We start from the raw sequence: 20687 nt of genomic DNA, 5'->3' as shown, positions 1-20687 counted from the left end.
ATGAAAGCTTTGCAAATTACAGGAGCGAATACGTATACCATCTTAGAACATGAAATTCCGGTACCTTTTGATGATCAGGTATTGGTAGAGATAAGACTGGTGTCAACTTGTCCTCGCTGGGATATGAATATGCTGGCTGGCCGCAATATGTTTAATTATAATGAATCTCCCAATTACCCATTACCCCCGGGGTTTCCGGGACATGAGCTGGCTGGCGTAGTCAAATCGGTGGGAAAAAGCGTGCGTACGCTGAATGTGGGGGACCGTGTGGCTGCCCTTGAGCATTTGGATGGTAACGGGGCTTATGCGCAGTATTTATGCTTCCGTGAAGAGGAGCTCATCAAACTGCCAGATCATATCTCTGATAAACAAGCAGTATCGCTTGAACTATTGAAATGTGTAGTAATTGGAATCATGCAATTTGGCGATCTGCGGGGCAAATCTATCGTCGTGTCCGGTCTAGGACCTGCGGGAATGCTGGCCATTCAGGTGGCGCGCCTATGGGGGGCTTCACGTGTTATCGGAGTAGATATTAATGAAACGCGAGTACGACAGGTTCGAGAGCTTGGACTTGGCGAGACTTGCCTTGTCGATGAGCTGCAGGGTCAACAATTCGATTTAGGCTACGATTGTGTCGGGGCGGCCGCTTCTGTGCAAAATCTGATTGAGTACGTAGATGAACATATCGTTATATTTGGTGTTCTTCGCGGAGAAGTGAAGTATCCGGAGCATCTGTGGTACAAGGGAATGAAGCTGGAATCTTATAAATACCGCAATGTTGGTCCAAGGGATCATGAGCTGCTAATCGACCTGGTGGGAAATAAGAAATTAAACATGGAATGTTTGCAAACTCATCATTATACGTTTGATCGGTATCAGGAAGCCGTTGATTTATTAAATAAGCAGGAAGCGATTAAGGTATATTTTTATCCACAAACCGATTTCGAGATTTAAGTCCAATATACAAGGCGGAGGGGATCTGGCAATGAAAGGCTATGGTGTTGTATTCGTTGATAAAGGCAAGGTTGAATATCAAGAGGTAACCGTTCCTGAGCTAGGGAGTCGTGATATCGTCATCGACGTGGAGCATTCTTGGATTAGTATTGGAACGGAATCTTCCTTCCTAAAGGGCGAACGAATCGCGGGAGAAGTCCCATACCTTGAGGGTGATGCTTTGCCATTTCCACAGATCAACGGCTATCAAAAGGTCGGTAAAATTAGAGCGTTGGGTGATCAGGTAGAGGGGTTTCAAGCAGGTGAGCGCGTATTTGCCACGGTAAGCAAAGTAAAGGGAATGGCATTTAGTGAAGGAGGCCATGTCAGCCCAGCGGTAACGGACGTTAACCAAGTATGGAAAATTCCAGACGGGATGAGCCCTGTGGCGTTTGCTGGGCTTGTGCTTACACAAGTTGGCTATAATTGCGGCTCTCGGCCACCGGTGAAGGAAGGGGATCAGGCCGTCGTTATTGGCGACGGTCTTGTCGGCCAATGGGCAGCTCAAACCTTAATCCACAGGGGGGCAAAGGTTACCGTGCTGGGTCGACATGAGGATCGGTTAGCGCTGCTTCCGGATGAAGCATTCACAATGAACACTTCCAAGAACGACGCAAGCGAGCAGCTTTCTTCGCTTAATCCCGATCTCTCCATTATTGTTGATACGGTAGGCTCGCTCACGGCGGTCTACGAATGTCTTCCCTACCTGCGTCATAACGGACATCTGGTTTCAGCGGGGTTCCTAGGGACGGATGGCAGAATTGATATCCAATCTCTACGGGAGAAGGAAGTTACTCTTCACAATCCCTCGGGCTGGGATAATCAAAGAATGAATGAGACGATTCGTGGGATAGAAGAGGGCTGGCTGCAGACAGAAACACTCATTACGCATCAGTTTCCAGCGGAGCAAGCTACAGAGGCATGGAAACTAATTTCGGATAAAAATAAACCCTGTCTGGGTGTGGTTTTGAACTGGGATAGGGGGCTTTAACATGCAAAATTTTCATCTCATCTGCAATGCCCATCTGGACCCGGTATGGCTTTGGGAGTGGGAGGAGGGAGCCGCAGAGGCTATTTCTACCTTCCGAGTTGCCGCTGAACTGTGTGAGATCTTTGATGGATTTATTTTCAACCATAACGAGGTTACGCTGTACAAATGGGTAGAGGAGTACGAGCCCGAGTTATTCGTGCGTATTCAGAAGCTTGTTCGGGAGGGGAAATGGCATATCATGGGCGGGTGGTACTTGCAGCCAGATTGTAATATGCCATCAGGTGAATCTTTTGTTCGCCAGATGCTCCTCGGTCGACTCTATTTCAAAGAAAAATTCGATTCCTACCCCACGACCGCAATTAATTTCGATCCGTTTGGACATACGCGGGGACTTGTACAAATTATGAAAAAATCGGGCTTCGATTCCTACCTATTTTGTCGTCCTGATCCGGTTAACTGTGAGCTGCCTGGAGAGGATTTCATTTGGACTGGCTATGATGGTTCAGAGATTATTGGGCATCGTGCGCTTGAGATGTACAATTCCCCCAAAGGTCAGGCCGATCATAAAGTGAAGGAGTGGCTGGAGAAAAAACAGCATAACCCTGTTGCTTCCTTACTCTGGGGAATTGGCAATCATGGCGGAGGGCCATCCAGATTGGATCTCGTTCAACTGCAGGAGTTGATTTCATCCAGCCAGGATACTCAAATCCTGCATTCCACCCCGGAAGCTTATTTCCAAGAATTAAAAGAGAGTGGTATAGAGCTTCTTCATCATAAATCGGATATTAATCCATGGGCGGTTGGATGCTACACTTCACAAATCCGGATTAAACAAAAGCACCGGCTGTTGGAAAATGAAATTTATATGTTGGAAAAGATGGCTTCGCACGCTGCTCTTCTGAGTCTAACGAGCTATCCCTATGATGACATTCATGAAGCTTTATGTGATCTCATGGTCACGGAATTCCATGATGTGCTTCCGGGTTCTTCTATTCAACCCGTAGAGGAGGCTTCCTTGCGTTTAGTTGATCATGGACTCGAAATCATTTCTCGATTGAAAGCCAAAACCTTCTTTGCGCTTGCCAAGGGACAACGCAAAGCGGATGAAGGCGAGATTCCTATTTTGGTTTATAATCCGCACCCGTACCCTATCTCAACCATCGTGGAATGCGAGTTTCAATTATCCGATCAGAACTGGAACGATGAGTTCTCACTTCCTGTTGTCTATCAAGAGGGAGTTCGTCTTCCATCACAGGCGGAAAAGGAGCAGAGCAACCTTAATTTGGATTGGCGTAAACGTACCGTATTTCAGGCCGTTCTCGCTCCAGGCCAAATGAATCGTTTTAATGTTCAATTGGAAGTTTTACCGAGAAAACCCGAGCTGGAACTTAAAACTCACAATCATCGCATAACGTTTCAAAACGAAGAAATGGAGGTGATTGTTAACTGTAAAACCGGATTAATAGATCGTTATCGGGTGCATGGAATTGATGCGGTAAAACCTGGAGCATTCATGCCCTTAGTTATCGAAGACGATGATGATGCTTGGGGAATGAACGTACAAAGCTTTCGCCAAGTGGCAGGCGTGTTTGCATTAATGTCCGCGAGTGAAGGGACACAGTTCTCTGGGGTGACGGAGCAGATGCTGGAGTCTGTGCGTGTTATTGAAGACGGAGAAGTGAGGACAGTCATAGAAGCTATCTTTCACTATCATGATTCTTTTGTCGTGCAAACCTATAAATTGCCTAAGAGCGGTACTCTTATTGAAGTGCAGCTCCGCGTGCATTGGAACGAGAAAAGCAAAATGCTGAAGCTTTCCGTTCCGACCCCTTATGAGCAAGCAAAATATCAGGGTCAAGTGGCGTATGGTATGGATGATCTGCCTTCAGATGGTAAAGAGGTTGTCGCCCAAAAATGGACAGCTGTCCATGATCAAGAAAATGATTTTGTGATGATCGAAATGAATGATGGAACGTACGGTTCTGATTATGCCAATGGGGAGATGCGTCTTTCGTTGCTTCGCTCTCCAGGCTACACAGGGCATCCGATTCATGATCGAACGATCATGCCGCAGGATCGTTATTCCAATCGAATCGACCAAGGAGAAAGAGTGTACCGTTTCTGGTTTAACGCGGGAAAAGCTTCAGAGCTTCTGACGACTGTGGATCGCGATGCGCTTACGGTTAACGAAAAGCCATTTGCGCTCTCCTTCTTCCCTCCTGGAACCGGACAACGACCAGAGTCATCTCTGATCCTGAGTGATTCGAGCATTCTAGTAACGACATTCAAGAAAGCGGAACGATCCGAGGATTATATCATTCGTTTGTTTGAACCGACGGGCCAAAGCAGAACGACAGAGCTTCACATTCCTTCATTGAATATGAAGCAGGTAATCACACTAGGAAAGTTTGAAATTAAAACGTTCAAATTAAACGTGACAGACAAAATACTGTCAGAAGTAAGCATGATGGAGTCAGAAGAATAGGAGCTGTGATGGAATGAGCGGTTCTAAGAACGACTTATATGGAGAAGATCCAGATATCGGAAACTGGTATCGTGAGAAACAAAAGATCGAATTCGATCATCTCATCAAGCGAATGCGTGCAACTGGGAATCAGAATCGGGCGGAGTTCTTCCGCCCGGATACCTCATCGATAGATACGTACGAAGCGGGACTAGAACCCTATCGTGAGAAATTCAAAGCGATGTTAGGATGGCCGCTGAGTGATCCAGCGCTAGATTCATCAATACCTATTGCTCGGGTTGAATGGGTTGCCCAAGATCGTTTAAGCAAAATTTACAGGGTTATGGTTGAAGGGGAATATGGTCTGACGACGTACGGCCTGTTATTCCTGCCACTGACGGAGGGGCCTTTTCCTCTCGTGATTTCACAGYATGGAGGAGAAGGCACGCCGGAATTATGTTCCAGTTTCTATGGTCCCACGAACTATCATGATATGACGCGAAGAGTACTTCAAAGGAACATCGCTGTATTTGCGCCACAGCTTCTGCTCTGGAAGGAAGGGGAATACGGTCCTCCGTATGACAGGGCGTCTATCGATAGACAATTAAAGCAGGTGGGCAGCTCTATTGCTGCGGTGGAAATCTATAAAATTCAGCGGAGCTTGGATTATTTATTATCACGGAATGATATCGCCGCTGACCAAGTCGGTATGATTGGTTTATCCTATGGCGGGTTTTATACCCTCTTTACAGCAGCAGCGGATACTCGTATTAAGGCGGCGTATTCATCCTGCTTTTTCAACGATCGCTTTAGGTATGATTGGTCTGATTTTACTTGGTTTAATGCTGGCAATAAGTTTCTAGACGCAGAAATAGCAGGATTAATTTGTCCGCGATTTCTGCATATTGAGGTGGGTAAAAAGGATGAACTGTTCCACTATGCACATGCGCTTAAAGAGCTTGATAAACTAGCCGTGCCTTATGGGCAGCTGAATATCATGCATCGATTGTCGAGAGAAGTAGTTGATGGAGCTCATGAGCTGGATATAAACGATAGAGCAATGGAGTGGTTTTGCCAAGCGGTCCGAATGTGAAATATTCCCCCTGCAACTTTCGAATCCTCCATTTACCGTATGGGGCTGAAATCATATCATGGTTAATGAAAGCGCTTTAATAAAAGGAGAGGGGTTTTAATCATGAGGAGCAAGAGGTTTAAGGCTTTTAAAAAGGGGATGACATGGACGATTGTCTTTCTCTTATTATTTTCAAGCTTACCGGTCATATCGAATGGCGCAGCTTCAAACGAAAGTACTTTAAGGGATACTTCTTCAGGGGCGGATGCTTACTTGTGGACAGAAGGGGAAGATTATTTATCTGTTTCTCCAGGGGGTTATTATCGGAATGATGAATCGCAGGCAAGCGGAGGGAAATACCTCGCCTTGCATACGAATACGCCCGATACATCAGCGACTGCGGAGTATCAAGTCGATATACCAGAAACCGGAAGCTACGATATATGGGTGCTGGCGACAGGTATGAGTCTTTGGATGTCCGCTTATAGCTGGAAGCTGGACGAAGGCATATATCATTCACCTCCCGTTGTCACGGAGGGAGCTGTCTTCGCTTCGGAGGGGATGCCCTTTTATTGGCATCAACTAGATAGCACCGAGCTGACTCAGGGGCAGCACAACCTAGCATTTTTAACAAACGCTCCTCGGCAGGGGGCGAACGATAGTCTATATAATCAAGGCATCGATGCGATCGCCGTCGTACCTGTTGATTGGGAATGGCAGCCGGATGGTCTGAGTAAACCAACGGCTCCCATTGTACCTGAACCGTCAGACGAAGAAAATTATTTATGGATGGAAGGAGAAAACGCTCATTCTGCACAAGGGGGTTATCATGGAGCGGCTGAGTCACAGGCAAGCGGAAGCACTTATCTCTTGCTGCAAACCAATACACCAGGTACCTCGGCAACTGCGCAGTATCAAGTGGATATACCAGAAACAGGAAGCTATGATATCTGGGCGTTAGCTACGGGGCTGAGCATTTGGATGTCTCCTTGGAACTGGAAGCTGGACGAGGGCTCCTATACAACCCCGCCTGTTGTGACAGACGGCTCCATCTTTGTTGCTGAGGGCATGCCTTTCTATTGGCACAAATTAAGCAGCGCGGATCTGAGCCAAGGACAGCATGACTTCACGTTTTTAACGAATACGCCAAGACAAGGAGCAAGCGACGGTTTGTATAATCATGGCATCGATGCAATCGCCGTTGTGCCTGCCCTTTGGGGGTGGCAGCCGAATGGATTAAGCAAACCTTTTGATAAGGCAGCCGTTAAATATGAATACGTAACAGGCGCGTTAGATAAATCGTTGGTGAATCGAGAAGAGCAAGTAGGCGTTACGRTTACGAATAAAGCCATTGCCCCAGTCAATGCAAGCCTTAGCTTCTTCGTTGAATTAGTATATGAGGGGGAAGTTGTATCAAGGGCGGTTAAAGAGTTTAATAAAACATCTTGGACGGCTGGTGAGGAGCATACGGAAACGATTCAATTAACGGTTCCGTTTAATGCTCCAAAAGGAAAAAACGAAATCCGTACCGGCATTGTAGATATTTCTTACGATAATGCAGTTAATGGCGAGAAATCGGTTAAAGTAGGCCATTTGAATATTGAACAAGAAGAAACGAATGCTGCGGTGCCGATGCTAAAGGCAACGATAGCTAATCTGCAGGTTCAGCCGAACCAAGCCAGCCCTAGATCCTATGCAGGAAATGTAACGTATGCTTTGAATCAAGCCGTAGATTTTGATACGACGGGATATTTAAGCCTTTATAAGGGCGATGTGCTTTGGTATGTTGCCGAGATTGCAGCTGTGAATACTTCCGAGCTCCAAGCTAATGTGGAAGCTCAGGCATCGTTTAGTTTTACACTGCCTGAAGGAGTGCCTGCTGACAGCTATACTGTGGCATGGGGTCTCCACAAATTACAAGCAGAGCAGGAAACAGCGGGGCAAGTTGAAGTGACAGTCGCTGCGTCCAATACGGACTACAAGCCATTAACACACGGTACTTTTACCGATGAAAAGCTGGGACAATCTCATTTCTGGTATGCTAACCAGTCGCATACGATGATTTGGGATGGTAAACCATTCGTACCGATCGGTGGTATGTTTACTTCGGATTATTTGCTCTTTTACTCCAAAACAGATCCTGCAATCAATAAAGCAAATTGGGATAAGGATGTTGAAGTACTGCAATATATGAAGGCACATGGGGCAATGGATATGTATATCAATACGGCTGTCATGGAGGTTCCGGCATGGGCATGGCAAAAAATGCTGGATTACTTAGACCAGGAAGGCTTTACTTATGGCCTGCAGGTACAAGGAGCCCAAGGGTTGACCCTTTCCGCTTATATGCCGAGAGCCTATGAAGGAGCGGGCGTGCTGAAGAAAGAGAATATCGTGGATAGCGGAGAAGTCACCTTAACGGTACCCACGTTTCAAATTTCAGGTTATGTGGATGCGATGTCGGCGCTGTATGTGGTCATGAATCCGACGACAGGCGAGGTTATTCAATCCGGTGAAGAGAATATTCGCAAAGTGGATTCAGCTACGCTCGAGCTGCATGCAAATGTTGTTCTTCCGAGTGCGAACCAAACGGCCTATACCGTTTATTTTACACCTAAGGTTAAGTACTCTGGCCATACTTTAAGGAATATTTGGGATGCAGGAGATTTGATTATTAATAGTATGGTAGACACGCTTAGCAAGGTCACCTGGGGTCCCAATTTCAGACTGTTTGTTGATCCTGTTACGAACGAATCAGGAATATACAACGGAGATGAAGGTTATCTGTTTGACTCCCCCATCTATAGTTCACAATTTGTAGATTGGTTAAAACAGAAATATAACACATTGGATGCCTTAAATGAGGCTTGGAAAATGAGCAGTCCTGTTGAATCTTATGAAACAGCGGCGCGTTTAGTGCCCATTGTACGGGGAGAAGGATCGGCTGCTTGGAACAACCAATTGTATTTGGTAGACAAGGGAAATCCAGGTTCTACGTATGCAGCGGATGCTTATCGCGGCGTTTTATGGGATGATTTTGTCGATTTCAGAGAGGGTTCCTATAACGACTATCTCATGAGATTTTCAGATGCGATTACAAATGTCGTTGATGTACCCGTTGTATTTAAGCTTTCTGGAACTACAAGGAAATACTTTATTAATGATAAGCAGACTGGAGGGTTTGCTGGCGTTGGAGGCGAGATCTACGGCGATAATGAATATCTAATTAGAGAAAGATCGGGTTATACCTATTCTCAAATCGAACAATCTGCACAAACCTTATGGTTTTTGACGACGGAAACGCAGCTGGATGAAAATATGGACCGAAAATATCAATCCGGCGAAAAGGGATATCCAGACAAAGAAACGATGTTTAATCATTTTGATAGGCTCCTGGAGGCGGGGAGCAAAGGGATATATGATTTCTTATTTAATTGTGATTATTTCACATCATGCCAGGAAGCTTATGGTTATTATACCGCTAAACCGATTCAGTTCGATTGGCTGAAAGAATACAAGGATGCGATTCTGGCTCCTGATTCTCTAGCACATATTGAAACCTATCGACCTGAGGTCTATTACGTATATCCTGCCGGCGAGACTTGGTGGATGTTGAATAGACGTAATGTTGTACTCCCAGGTAATGATTATCGAGGCGGAGCAACGCTTCAAACCTTCGATAATAAATGGGTTGTGCCTACTTTTGATCCTAATATAGCCACGAAAGTCCTAGTCGTCAGCTTGGAGGACGATCCAGCTACGACCATCTACGGTGAAGCTTTATTGGCTCAGGGAAGCCTAAAGGCTGGCAAACGAAATACCGTGTATATGGGCTATCGCAAAAACCTGGGGGCGTTACCAGAGATTGATTCCTATTTTACGAACGAATTTACGGTATTAGAGAATGGAACAAAGGTACAGGTACTTAATTCGAATGCGACTAGTACGACACAAGTGCTTTATAGCTCAGCGGATGGCAAGCCTTGGGGAATTAGGGATGGTAAGCTTTGGATTATAACGGACCCTAATTGGATTCAGAGCTTTAATGGGAATGAACCCAAAGGGCAAATCAAATATTTAGATCAATTAGACTTTTCTACAGACAGCAGCAATGGAGGTAATAATGGTTCTGGCGGAAGCAATGGAAATATGGCTAGGAGCATAGTGTCAGTGGAAAATGGTAAAGCGATAGTAAAGCTAAGCAATGACCAATCCGTCGTATCGATTCCATTAGCGCAAATTGGAGATCATCCTTTATCCGTAGTGGCGGGTTCGGTAATCGTAAATGTAGATCGAGAACTGCTCAATGCTTGGAGAGGACAGATCGGCAATGAGGCAGGGGCAGCAATTGAAGCGCAGATTAAGCCAGTGAGCGAAGCGGGTGACAAGCGGTCAGCCTCTCAAAGTGCAACTGCACAAATAACAATTGCAGGTCAAGTGTATGAAATTAGTATGAAGTTAAAAAAGACAGACGGCAGCGTGGTCGAAGTTAAAGGGGGAAAAGACGGTGTAGAGATTACTTTACCTTATGATGCCGATGGGGTTGATGAAGAGCTTCTCGGTATTTATTACTATAACGAGTTGACTAAGGTTTGGGAATATGTGGGTGGTAAAGTGAACAGCAGTGCCAAAACATTGACTGTCAAACTTCGGCATTTGAGCAAATATGCAGTTTTGGAATATAACAAGACGTTTAGCGATTTGCTCACTACTCATTGGGCTACAAGAACGATCCAAGTATTGTCGGCAAAGCATATTGTGAACGGCGTAAATGATTCCATGTTCAAGCCTGCAGGCGATACAACTCGAGCGGAATTTGTATCTCTCTTAGTTCGTGCTTTAAACCTCGAAGCATCTGAGGAAGTGCAGCTGTTTAAGGATGTGAAGGAGGATGCATGGTATGCAGCAAACGTGCAAGCAGCTGTGAAGGCTGGCATTGTTTCTGGTATCAGTCTTGATTCATTTGCTCCTAATGCGCTTATCACACGTGCAGAGATGGCCGTACTAGTCGCAAGAGCACTTGGACTGAATAAAGATACAAGCATGAATGTCGAGTTTGCCGATGCCAAGGACATACCTGTATGGGCAATGCCTTCTGTGGCAGCAATGAATGAAGCGGCCCTCGTACAGGGAAAAGGGGATAATATGTTCCATCCGCGAGCTAATGCTACGAGAGCAGAGGCAGCACAGTTCATTCTTATTATGATTAATCAAATTAATAAGTCTTAATGAAGTGAAGGACAATGTAATCGAAATTGCTTCTTGAAAGGAAATCATGCATGAATCGTCATCTACAAGCTCTCTATGCCAAGTATCCGGATTTGAAGGAATGTCTTCCTGAAATCCAGCAATCCTTTAGCCTCTTGGAAACCTGTTATCGTCATAATGGAAAAGTGCTGGTTGCCGGAAACGGTGGAAGCGCAGCCGATAGCGAGCATATTGTGGGGGAATTGATGAAAAGTTTCATGCTAACACGTTCGGTTCCCGAAACCTTCCGGCATCAGTTTACGCAGTTATTTCCAGAAGAGGCTGACGAGATTTGTAATGGATTGCAAGGTGCTTTACCCGCCATTTCGTTAGTAAGTCAGAGTGCTTTTATGACAGCTTACGCTAATGACGTAGATTCCGATATGGTTTTCGCACAGCAGGTTTACGGCTATGGCAATGAAGGGGATGTCTTTCTAAGCCTTAGCACTTCAGGGAACTCTCGCAACATCATTCGTGCCCTTCAAATCGCTAAAGCAAAGGGAATGAAAACCGTTGGGTTAACAGGGAAATCGGGAGGTAAGATGAAGGTGCTATGTGATGTTACGATCACAGTCCCCTATTACGAAACACCGGATGTTCAAGAGCGGCATCTTCCTATCTATCATACCTTGTGCATCATGCTTGAGGAGGTGTTTTTTGGAGGATGATCACTTATGCTGGAATTGATATTGGCGGAACCAAATGCGCGGTCACAATCGGACGATTATCGGAAAATCAAATACAAATTATCGATAAAGCATACGTTTTGACTGCGCCTACGCCAGAAGAGACCATCCAACAAATGATTGATGAATTAACCCTTTTGTTCTTAAAATATCCGGGTGATAGACAACAATTAAAAGCGATAGGTATCAGCTGTGGTGGACCTCTAAATAGCCAATATGGGCTTATTCTATCTCCCCCTAATTTGTCACATTGGAATAAAGTCGACGTCATTAGTCCGATTGAGCATTACTTTAATGTACCGGTCGGATTGCAAAATGATGCCAACGCATGTGCCCTCGCCGAATGGCAATGGGGTGCAGGCCGAGGAACCCGCAATATGATCTTCCTTACCTTCGGGACTGGAATGGGAGCAGGACTTATTCTGGATGGGCGTTTATATTCAGGAACGAATGACAATGCGGGCGAAGTGGGACATATTCGACTGGAGAATGAAGGACCGATCGGATATAACAAAGCAGGATCTTTTGAGGGCTTCTGCAGTGGGGGAGGCATAGCCCGTGCTGCTCAATCCTTAGTGACAGGACGAATGGATAGCGGTGGAGAATTCCCATCCTTCTATCATCCATCTGATTCCATCGATGAGATCTCTGCTAGAGATGTAGCAGAAGCGGCTTTAAAAGGCGATCCATGGGCACTCCGTATTTTCCAAGACGTCGGACGTCATCTGGGACGCGGAGTAGCTATCCTCATTGATATTATTAATCCGCAAAAAGTTATCATCGGGAGCATCTATGGAAGACAAAGACAGCTTATCGAACCCTATATGCTGGAAGCGCTCCAGATGGAGGCTCTACCGAATTCCTTAGCGATTTGCGAGATCGTTCCTGCCGGTCTTGGAGAAGAAGTCGGAGATTATGCAGCTTTGTCTGTTGCTAGAGACTTGCACATGAGCCAGTCTCAGCTTGATGCAATTAGAAAGGATTAATAAATAAGTGCGAATTATTCAAATCATAAAATGTGGGCAACGTTTATAGTTGAAACAAAAAGATCACCAATACGGGTGATCTTTTTTTATTATTAGGGAGACTTAGTTAATATGACAACTTGGATTAACCAGCCACTAAGCACATCAAGGTTGATATCCATAGGGACGAACCGCAGTCTGTATGGTTTAACTTTGTAAGAACAAATAGGTTCTTACAGGAGCTCAGACAAGCTAGTTTTGGAGCAGTAAGAACCCATATGTGCTTACAGCAATCTTTCGGTTGTGGGCAGTCGATCAGGCTGGCTGTGTAAGAACAAATAGGTTCTTACAGGAGCTCAGACAAGTTAGTTTTGGAGCTGTAAGAACCCATATGTGCTTACAGCTATCATTCGGATGCGTTAAGGCGGTCAGGCGGGCTCTGAAAGAACCACTAGATTCTTACAGTAGCTCAGACAAGCTAGTTTTGGAGCAGTAAGAACACATATGCGCTTACAGTGACCATTCGGATGCAGACTGTAGGCCGGCTTTGTAAGAACCTATAGGTACTTACAGGAGCTCAGACAAGTTAGTTTTGGAGTTGTAAGAACACATATGCGCTTAAAGTGACCATTCGGATGCAGATTGTCGGTCAGGCGGGCTTTGTAAGAACCTATAGGTTTTTACGGGAGCTCAGACAAGTTAGTTTTGGAGCAGTAAGAACCCATATGTGCTTATAACGATCATTCGGATGCGTTAAGGCGGTCAGGCAGGCTCTGTAAGAACAAATAGGTTCTTACGGGTGCTCAGACAAGTTAGTTTTGGTGTTTTAATAACAACCAATTGTAAGCGTTTCCTAATAAGTGTTGACGACAGAATCAAAATGGTTACAGGCTCCTCGACCATTTTATCGCACGAATTGCCCTCCTCTTGTATCTGGACTGTGCCTATCTAACTTGGCGCTCTAACTTCGGATTTGCATGCTGAAAACCCAAGATGTCAAGTAAATAAAGGGTTTTCAGCCGATAGATAATGAAAAAGGGATAGCATCACAAAAATGGAAGGTGCGCTTTCAGAGTGAAGGAATAGCAGCACAAAAAGTGGAGATTTCCGCATTCGGCTGTACATGTTACGTTAAGTTGGCAAGGCGTTGCTGAACAGAATGATAACATGCCAAAAGAAAGGGGGATTACTTTGAAGCAACATTCGCAGTCAGCGGATCTAGCTCCCATGCCTAAAATGCCGAAAGCAGGAGCAGGCTCGAGATGGATAAGATCCATGCGGAAGGAATTAAAACGCAATCGATTTCTTTATATGCTGCTAGTGCCAGTAGCCATCTATTTATTGCTATTTAAATATGCACCGATGGCTGGGGAAATCATTGCTTTCAAAAATTATCGATTATCCGATGGGATTTGGGGAAGCTCTTGGGTAGGATTCCAGCAGTTTGAGAAGTTGTTTGCCAGTCGCGAGTTTTATATCGTATTAAAAAATACGCTGCTGCTTAACCTGTACAGCTTGCTCTTTGCGTTTCCTGCTCCGATTCTGCTCGCGATCATGCTTAATGAAGTTCGGGTGGAGTGGTATAAACGAACATTGCAAAACTTGCTGTACATTCCTCATTTTATTTCGTGGATTGTCCTCGGAAGCATCATTATTGCACTGTTATCGCCATCTACAGGCATAGTGAATTATTTATTGCAGGCGTTTGGAATAGAGCCGATCTATTTTATGGCAGATAAGCTATGGTGGCCGGTGACGTTCATTGTGTCTGGTATTTGGAAAGAAGCCGGATTTGGGACGATTCTTTACTTAGCTGCGATGGCCTCGATCGATCCGACGTTGTATGAAGCGGCCAAAATTGACGGCGCCAATAAAATAAGACAGATCTGGCATGTGACACTGCCAGGCATTCGCAGTACAATTGCGATTCTTCTTATTTTGCAAGTAGGAAAAATGATGGACGTTGGTTTCGAGCAGATATATGCACTGAGGAATCCGGCAGTAACGAGTGTGGCCGAGGTTATCAGCACCTTCGTGTACACAAGGGGGATTGTCAACCTGCAGTATAGTTACACAACTGCATTAGGCTTATTCCAATCACTGATTGCGCTCATTCTTATTGTGTCGGTGAACCGAATCATTAAGGCGCTGGGAGAACGAGGATTGTGGTAAGGGATGAAAGGAGTGATGCAACCTGAAGCTTGGAAAACATAGCGTTTTTTCGGTCATATTTCGCTGGCTTAACTACATCTTGCTGGCGCTGCTTGCTTACATGGCGTTATTTCCGTTTATTAACGTTATTGCTGTATCGTTTAGCAGCAGCAGGGCAATCAATGCCGCGGAAATTTTCATGTGGCCAGTTGATTTCAATATGGAAGCCTATCTAAAGCTGCTGAAAGACGGCCAATTAATCGTAGCGATGAAGAACACCATCATCATTACGGTCATCGGAACAGCGTTGAATATGATTTTTACGATCATTGCTGCCTATCCGCTCTCTAAAGCGAGACTAAAAGGCAGAAATGTCATGCTGATGGCTATTTTATTTACGATGCTGTTCAGCGGTGGATTAATTCCTAATTTTCTGCTTATCAATAGCATTGGACTTACCAATACGTATTGGGCACTTTGGCTGCCAGCACTTATAAGCGCTTACAATATGTTCGTTATGAAATCGTTTCTGGAAGGGCTGCCTGACGAGATGGAAGAATCCGCTGCGATTGACGGTGCCGGTGATTTCACTATTTTATGGCGAATTATATTGCCTCTCTCCAAACCGGTCATCGCTGCATTAACATTGTTTTATGCCGTGGGCTGGTGGAATTCCTATATGAATGTCTTAATCTACATTCGAAGTACGGATAAAGTGTCATTGATGGTGAAGCTGTACCAGATGATCGATTTGGTAAGTCCAGAACTGCTGCGTGGAAGCGGTGAAGGTGTGTCGCAAATCTCGATTACGCCGGAAGGCATTCGGGCTGCAGCAGTCGTGTTTGCTATCGTGCCGATTCTGTGTGTGTACCCATTTTTGCAAAAGCATTTTATTAAAGGCGTGCTGCTTGGTTCAATTAAAGGATAATGTACGGCTTGAGCTGAATATCAAGGGTGCCAAGAATGCACATTTTGATATAAAAAAATTATTTTGTAGGAGGTCAAGTATGAAACAGAAGAGAATACAAAAAGGAAAAATGTTGCTTATGCTGATTATGATTATGGCACTCTTGGCAACGGCATGTTCCAACAGTGGGGAAAACAGCAGTTCTACGAATACAACGAACAAGGCCACTGACAAACCTGCCAACGAGTCCTCTACAGGCGAGAAAGATCCCTATGATGGGATGCCTAAGAAGGTCAGCATTTCCACGTTTGATAGAGGAGCAGTGTCAAGCGATGAGGGTACCTATGAAGAAAATCGCTGGGTAAAATGGATTCGCGAGCAATCGGGTATTGATGTAACGATCGTACCTGTACCGCGCAACCAAGCACAGGATGCGCTAAACGTATTGATTGCATCGAAACAAGCGCCGGACCTGCTGTGGGAATATGACCGGACATATATTGGCAAGCTGGTCACCCAAGGAGTTATTCAACCGATCGGTGATTATATTGAGAAATACAGCACGACCTACAAAAAATATTTGGAAGAAAATCCGGATTTGCTGCCCTATATTACTTTCAATGGAGAAGTTTATGCGGCAGTGACGAAACGTGCGATTACCGGCATTGTAAACCATGGCATGTGGATAAGACAGGATTGGCTCGACGAATTGAAGCTTGAGAGGCCGACGACAGTGGAAGAGCTTGTTGCTGTAGCCAAAGCAATGAAAGAACGCTACCCAGACAGCACGCCAATAGTCGGTCATACGACATTCGATATTTACTCTGCTCTATATGCGGCCATGAACAATCAATGGTATGTGGAAGATGGGAAAATGGTATATGGTGCAACCCTTGACCGTTTTGGTGAAGCGATTGAACTGGAGAAGCAGCTGTATGATTTGGGACTTGTTGATCGTGAATATTTAACGGATAGCAACAATCAGCGTGCAACCCAGTTGTGGACAACAGGTAAAGCTGGAATCTATATGGGGCAATGGGGACTCGGTAATACCGATATTATAACGAAGGATCTACTCATTAATGTGCCGGACGCCAAGCCTGAGCCATTGGAAGCGGTTGCTACTCCGCATGGCAAATATGGTACGTATCAGGAGGCTTCGCCGCTATTTTATGTCACTTTCAATAAGGATATGAAAAATCCGAAGGCCGCTATGGAGTATTTGGATTGGATTTTGGAGAAGGGCTGGTTCACACTCGTGAATGGAGAGGAAGGCGTCCATCATGAAATGGTAGGTGACGTTGCGAAACGTCTTGATCCGGATAAATTTACAAAAGAAGTTATTTATGCAGGAGAATACGCTGTATTGCGTGACGAGAGCGGTTTTAAAGCCGAGAATTTGCTTGTTCAAGCGGCCAGCGATGATTTGTCACAGCGCATTGCTAAGCTTGATATGGAATCGCTCGATATTGCGTTGAAAAATGAGTTCCGCCGCGATATTCCATATCAGCCAAGCTTTGATGAAATTAATGAAATCCGTTCAACACTGGATACCTTCATTAGGGAAACACGTGCTAATGCCGTAACCCAAGGAGACAAATATACAGGTCAATGGGCACTGGATCAGATTCGCAAGGAATGGAAACGCCTTGGTGGTGAAAAAGCAGAAGAGATTGCCCAGAAGTGGTATGAAGACAATAAAGCCAGCTTCTAGATTCTTTTAGATTCGAAGCATTTGCGCGACAAGACAAAAATGAAGGAGGAACAGATATGAAGCTCGTACAAAATCGGCGGCTTGTAAAAGCGGTTGCAGTACTATCGATGCTGCTGTTCTTCCTCGTTTTTTCTTCTGCATTTTTGACGTACTCCGTATTCAACCGACAGCTGGAGCGGCAGTTGACCAGTACGAACATGGAACTGCTAGGACAGCTGGATCAGAAGCTGGAGCTGTCGCTTAAGCATATTGATAAATCGGCAATTCAGCTGCTGAAGACGTCTGAGGTGGGACGGTTCTTCAATGATGAGCTGACCGATTTGGAGAGCAAGAACAATGCTTTCCGCGTATCCACTCTAATTACGAATGCGATTAATAGTATTGATTATCTCTTTTCCATCGATCTTTATTCCTATGGCACGCAGCGGCTCGTTTCAGGAAATGTATTGACTGAACAGGATTATAAGCTGGATTTCTCATGGATTCCAGAATTTCAGCAGTATGATGGATATTTCAATTGGATGTCGACTCGCAAGGTACAGCTTAATCACTCGCAATATCCGGTATACCGCAATGTTGTAACGCTGGTACGCTCTTATCCGCTTATTCATTCGTCAGGTACGCGGGAAGGTGCGATCGCCGTAAATATTAAGGAGGATCTGCTGTACGGCTTGATTCGCAATACGGCTGCGATGGATAAAGGACAGACCTTTATTATGGATAGTGAAGGCGTCGTGGTGCTGCATGCAGACCAGAGCAAGCTGGGCAAGGACATTAGTGAATTTCCGTATATTAACCAGATATTGAATGCCTCGGAAACGAGCGGCCATTTTTCTGAGCAGGTTGAACGGACAGCATCCTCCGTTTTTTATGTGAAGTCAGACTATACGGGATGGAATATTGTTCGGGTAGTGCCGGAAGCGCAGTTTCTAAAGCCGCTTTATGCCATTCGCAATGGCCTGCTTATTCTTGCCATTGTATTGTTTGTGGTGGCAACGGCATCGGCAGCGATGGTAGGCCGCTGGATTTTCAAGCCAGTTAATCGTTTTATTCAGGCGATGACTCGGCATTTGACAATTCATCCGAAGGAAGGAACAACACGGAAATACACGGATGAATTTCAATATTTCGAATCGACGGTACAACATATTTTGCAAGATCGGGAAGAGCTGCATAAGCAGGTAATTGAAAGCAAGCCGCTTATCAAATGGCAGCTGCTCACTGAATTGCTTTCTGAGAAACGCAAAAATATTGCAGTGCTGCAGCCTTATATGGATATGCTTGGCATTAGTTTGTATCTAGAGCATTATGTCGTCATGAGCATTGAATTTGACAACAAGCATGAAATTGCTTCGCCGCGGGATTTGCAGCTTTATGCCTATGCGCTCTGCAATGTAGCAGAGGAGCTGATGAATGCAGAGAGCCGCGGCATTGCAGTGGAAGTGAGCATTGGCAAATGCGCTGTCATTATGAGCTTCGGTGATCAAGATGATCCGCAGCGCCATATGATGCGGGCGGTCGCAGTAGCTGATTTAATGAAGGATTTCGTTCAGGAGTATTTTAACCGCACGATTACGATTGGCATCGGAGATATTGTTGAAACGGTCAACGAAATTCATCGCTCCTATAAGCAATCGCTTGAGGCGCTGAGCTATAAGCTCGTAATGGGGAGCAATTCGATTATTACGAAAGAGGATGTGTTCAGTGAGCAATCCCCGCAATTTTACCGATTATTTGCCATGACAGATGGGATTGTCGCTTCGGTTAAGGTGTCGGATACAGAGAAGATGAAGCTGCAAGTACACAGATGGTTCGAATCGTTCACCGAGCATGTCGTGCCGCCGGAAATGATTATGCAGCTGATTGTACAATGCCTGATGAAGGCCGCGACAGCCACTGTAGAAATTGGCGTTGACCCTGAGGGGATTTTGCCGGAGCAGTACATGGTTGAAATGTTGAACCAGTATGAGCAGCTGCACCATCTTGAGGCCTTTACGATCCAATCACTCTCGAGCTTCATCGAACGAATTAAGGAAAAGCGAAGCAACAGGGAACGAAATGATGTCATTGACAATGTGATGCTCTATATTCAAAAACATTATATGCGCAGCGACCTGTCGCTTAATTTGCTCGCGAGCGAATTTCATTTGAGCGTATCTCATCTCAGCAAGCTGTTTAAAGAACAGCAGGAGTGCAATTTTATCGATTTTTTGATGGAGACGCGCATGAACAAGGCCAAGCAGCTGCTGAAGGATACGGAAGAGAAAATACGCGATATTGCGGAGGGCGTAGGCTATACAAATGTGAATAGCTTTGTGAGATTATTCAAGAAAATAACAGGGCTAACGCCTACGGAATTCAGAGATCGGGCGCGGAGAGAAGAAGATGGAGAGGTTTGAACTATAGAGGAGAGGAAGGGTGCAGCATGATCATTCGCAAGTTGAAGGATCCTTTAACGAATATCGCTATTCAGGCTGTTGGAAACCCTGGTACGGATACCGGCCAAAACTATTTTACAGCTCAAACCTGGATGGCAGACAGCCGCAATATTATGGTCTGTACAGACATAGATGAGAGCTTTAAAGGGCGTTATGTTCTTTTTGATATAGAGACGGGTGCGGTTGAAACACTGATAGAAAACCTCAGCTGGGGATGCGGTGTTGTATCGTCAAATGATTATTTCTATTATTATGTCGGATCTGCGATTTATGAGTTTAATCTGCATACGATGCTGTCTCGCAACGTATGCAGAATGGAGGTTGGGACTGAGGTGTATGGTCCACTCTCCATCACAAATGACGGAAAGAAAATAGGAACTTACTGGAAACGCGGCGAGGAATGGGTAGTCGGGATTGTTGAGGTCCTCACAGGTGAGGTCTCTGTTGTTGCTGCACCGGGGTTTAAAGAGCCCTACCCTATTGCGAATCATTCGATGATTAATCCTCGTTATGATCAGCTTGTTTTTTTTGCCCATGAGGGCAGGACAGACCATATTGCAGATCGTATCTACGTTGCGGATACAACGACGCGTGAGATACGTAATATTTTTCGCCAGCAGCGGCTGGATACAGGTGAGCATGTGGAATATGTGGGGCACGAGATGTGGGCAGCAGATGGGGAGTATCTGTATTTCGTCAAGTATCCGCAAAGCCGGCTAAAACCAACAGGAGTATATCGGGTTGAAAAAACGGGCAAAGATCATGAACTTATCAATGGCGACTACAGGTACTGGCATGTAGCGCCGAGTCCAGATGGGCGTTTTGCCGTTGCGGATACGTTTGAAGAGGGAATGAAGGTAAGCAAAATCGTCCTCATCAATTTGGAGAAGCGAACCTCCAAGCTGCTGTGCGAGCTGCCTCTATGGAGAGATCATCCCGGACATCCCCACCCCATGTTCAGTCCCGATAGTAAAAAGGTGTCGTTTACTTTTGCAGATGAGGAGCAGCACTTATGGATTGGCATCATCGACATTGATCAATTCACTGAGGAGAACTGAT

12 protein-coding genes are annotated in these 20687 nt (G+C 45.2%); all 12 read left to right on the top strand.

All coding sequences use genetic code 11. The features are described from left to right. The 12 genes from AC1DPK_RS15430 (at position 1) to AC1DPK_RS15375 (ending at position 20686) form a co-directional block, all read left to right on the top strand. Positions 1-954 carry a zinc-dependent alcohol dehydrogenase gene (locus AC1DPK_RS15430; protein ID WP_477510871.1) on the top strand — a complete coding sequence of 318 codons (954 nt, stop codon included), beginning with the start codon at positions 1-3 and terminating at the stop codon, positions 952-954. 31 nt (positions 955-985) lie between these two features. Further along, positions 986-1984, top strand: coding sequence for a zinc-binding dehydrogenase (locus AC1DPK_RS15425; protein ID WP_477510870.1), 999 nt, complete (start codon positions 986-988; stop codon positions 1982-1984). A gap of 1 nt (position 1985) precedes the next feature. Next, entirely contained in the window at positions 1986-4469 is a 2484-nt protein-coding gene (locus AC1DPK_RS15420; protein WP_477510869.1) for a glycoside hydrolase family 38 N-terminal domain-containing protein, read from the top strand. 13 nt (positions 4470-4482) lie between these two features. Next, positions 4483-5541 carry a dienelactone hydrolase family protein gene (locus tag AC1DPK_RS15415; RefSeq protein WP_477510868.1) on the top strand — a complete coding sequence of 353 codons (1059 nt, stop codon included), beginning with the start codon at positions 4483-4485 and terminating at the stop codon, positions 5539-5541. A 102-nt stretch (positions 5542-5643) separates the two neighbouring features. Beyond that, positions 5644-10749 carry an S-layer homology domain-containing protein gene (locus AC1DPK_RS15410; RefSeq protein ID WP_477510867.1) on the top strand — a complete coding sequence of 1702 codons (5106 nt, stop codon included), beginning with the start codon at positions 5644-5646 and terminating at the stop codon, positions 10747-10749. Between the two features lie 50 nt (positions 10750-10799). Then, positions 10800-11435, top strand: coding sequence for a D-sedoheptulose-7-phosphate isomerase (locus AC1DPK_RS15405; protein WP_441884984.1), 636 nt, complete (start codon positions 10800-10802; stop codon positions 11433-11435). After that, on the top strand, positions 11432-12439 hold the full coding sequence (locus tag AC1DPK_RS15400) for an ROK family protein (protein ID WP_441884982.1): 1008 nt from the start codon (positions 11432-11434) through the stop codon (positions 12437-12439). The genes AC1DPK_RS15405 and AC1DPK_RS15400 overlap by 4 nt, the downstream gene beginning before the upstream one ends. Before the next feature lie 1170 nt (positions 12440-13609). Continuing rightward, entirely contained in the window at positions 13610-14590 is a 981-nt protein-coding gene (locus tag AC1DPK_RS15395) for an ABC transporter permease (RefSeq protein WP_477510866.1), read from the top strand. Between the two features lie 100 nt (positions 14591-14690). Then, positions 14691-15497 carry a carbohydrate ABC transporter permease gene (locus AC1DPK_RS15390; RefSeq protein ID WP_441884978.1) on the top strand — a complete coding sequence of 269 codons (807 nt, stop codon included), beginning with the start codon at positions 14691-14693 and terminating at the stop codon, positions 15495-15497. A 79-nt stretch (positions 15498-15576) separates the two neighbouring features. Further along, positions 15577-17190, top strand: a complete 1614-nt coding sequence (locus AC1DPK_RS15385) for an extracellular solute-binding protein (protein WP_477510865.1) — start codon at positions 15577-15579, stop codon at positions 17188-17190. A gap of 56 nt (positions 17191-17246) precedes the next feature. Further along, entirely contained in the window at positions 17247-19589 is a 2343-nt protein-coding gene (locus AC1DPK_RS15380; protein WP_441884974.1) for a helix-turn-helix domain-containing protein, read from the top strand. A gap of 26 nt (positions 19590-19615) precedes the next feature. Beyond that, positions 19616-20686, top strand: a complete 1071-nt coding sequence (locus AC1DPK_RS15375; protein ID WP_477510864.1) for a TolB family protein — start codon at positions 19616-19618, stop codon at positions 20684-20686. Position 20687 lies beyond the last annotated feature (1 nt).

It is taken from the genome of Paenibacillus sp. 01T424 (genome assembly GCF_056398745.1).
This window is presented reverse-complemented; position numbering and strand designations above follow the sequence as displayed.

What these genes read in the sequence shown, in the direction of transcription:
- AC1DPK_RS15385 (WP_477510865.1), top strand. Translation starts at nt 15,577, where the DNA reads ATGAAACAGAAGAGAATACAAAAAGGAAAAATGTTGCTTATGCTGATT.
- AC1DPK_RS15420 (WP_477510869.1), top strand. Translation starts at nt 1,986, where the DNA reads ATGCAAAATTTTCATCTCATCTGCAATGCCCATCTGGACCCGGTATGG.
- AC1DPK_RS15425 (WP_477510870.1), top strand. Translation starts at nt 986, where the DNA reads ATGAAAGGCTATGGTGTTGTATTCGTTGATAAAGGCAAGGTTGAATAT.
- AC1DPK_RS15405 (WP_441884984.1), top strand. Translation starts at nt 10,800, where the DNA reads ATGAATCGTCATCTACAAGCTCTCTATGCCAAGTATCCGGATTTGAAG.
- AC1DPK_RS15380 (WP_441884974.1), top strand. Translation starts at nt 17,247, where the DNA reads ATGAAGCTCGTACAAAATCGGCGGCTTGTAAAAGCGGTTGCAGTACTA.
- AC1DPK_RS15400 (WP_441884982.1), top strand. Translation starts at nt 11,432, where the DNA reads ATGATCACTTATGCTGGAATTGATATTGGCGGAACCAAATGCGCGGTC.
- AC1DPK_RS15375 (WP_477510864.1), top strand. Translation starts at nt 19,616, where the DNA reads ATGATCATTCGCAAGTTGAAGGATCCTTTAACGAATATCGCTATTCAG.
- AC1DPK_RS15390 (WP_441884978.1), top strand. Translation starts at nt 14,691, where the DNA reads ATGGCGTTATTTCCGTTTATTAACGTTATTGCTGTATCGTTTAGCAGC.
- AC1DPK_RS15430 (WP_477510871.1), top strand. Translation starts at nt 1, where the DNA reads ATGAAAGCTTTGCAAATTACAGGAGCGAATACGTATACCATCTTAGAA.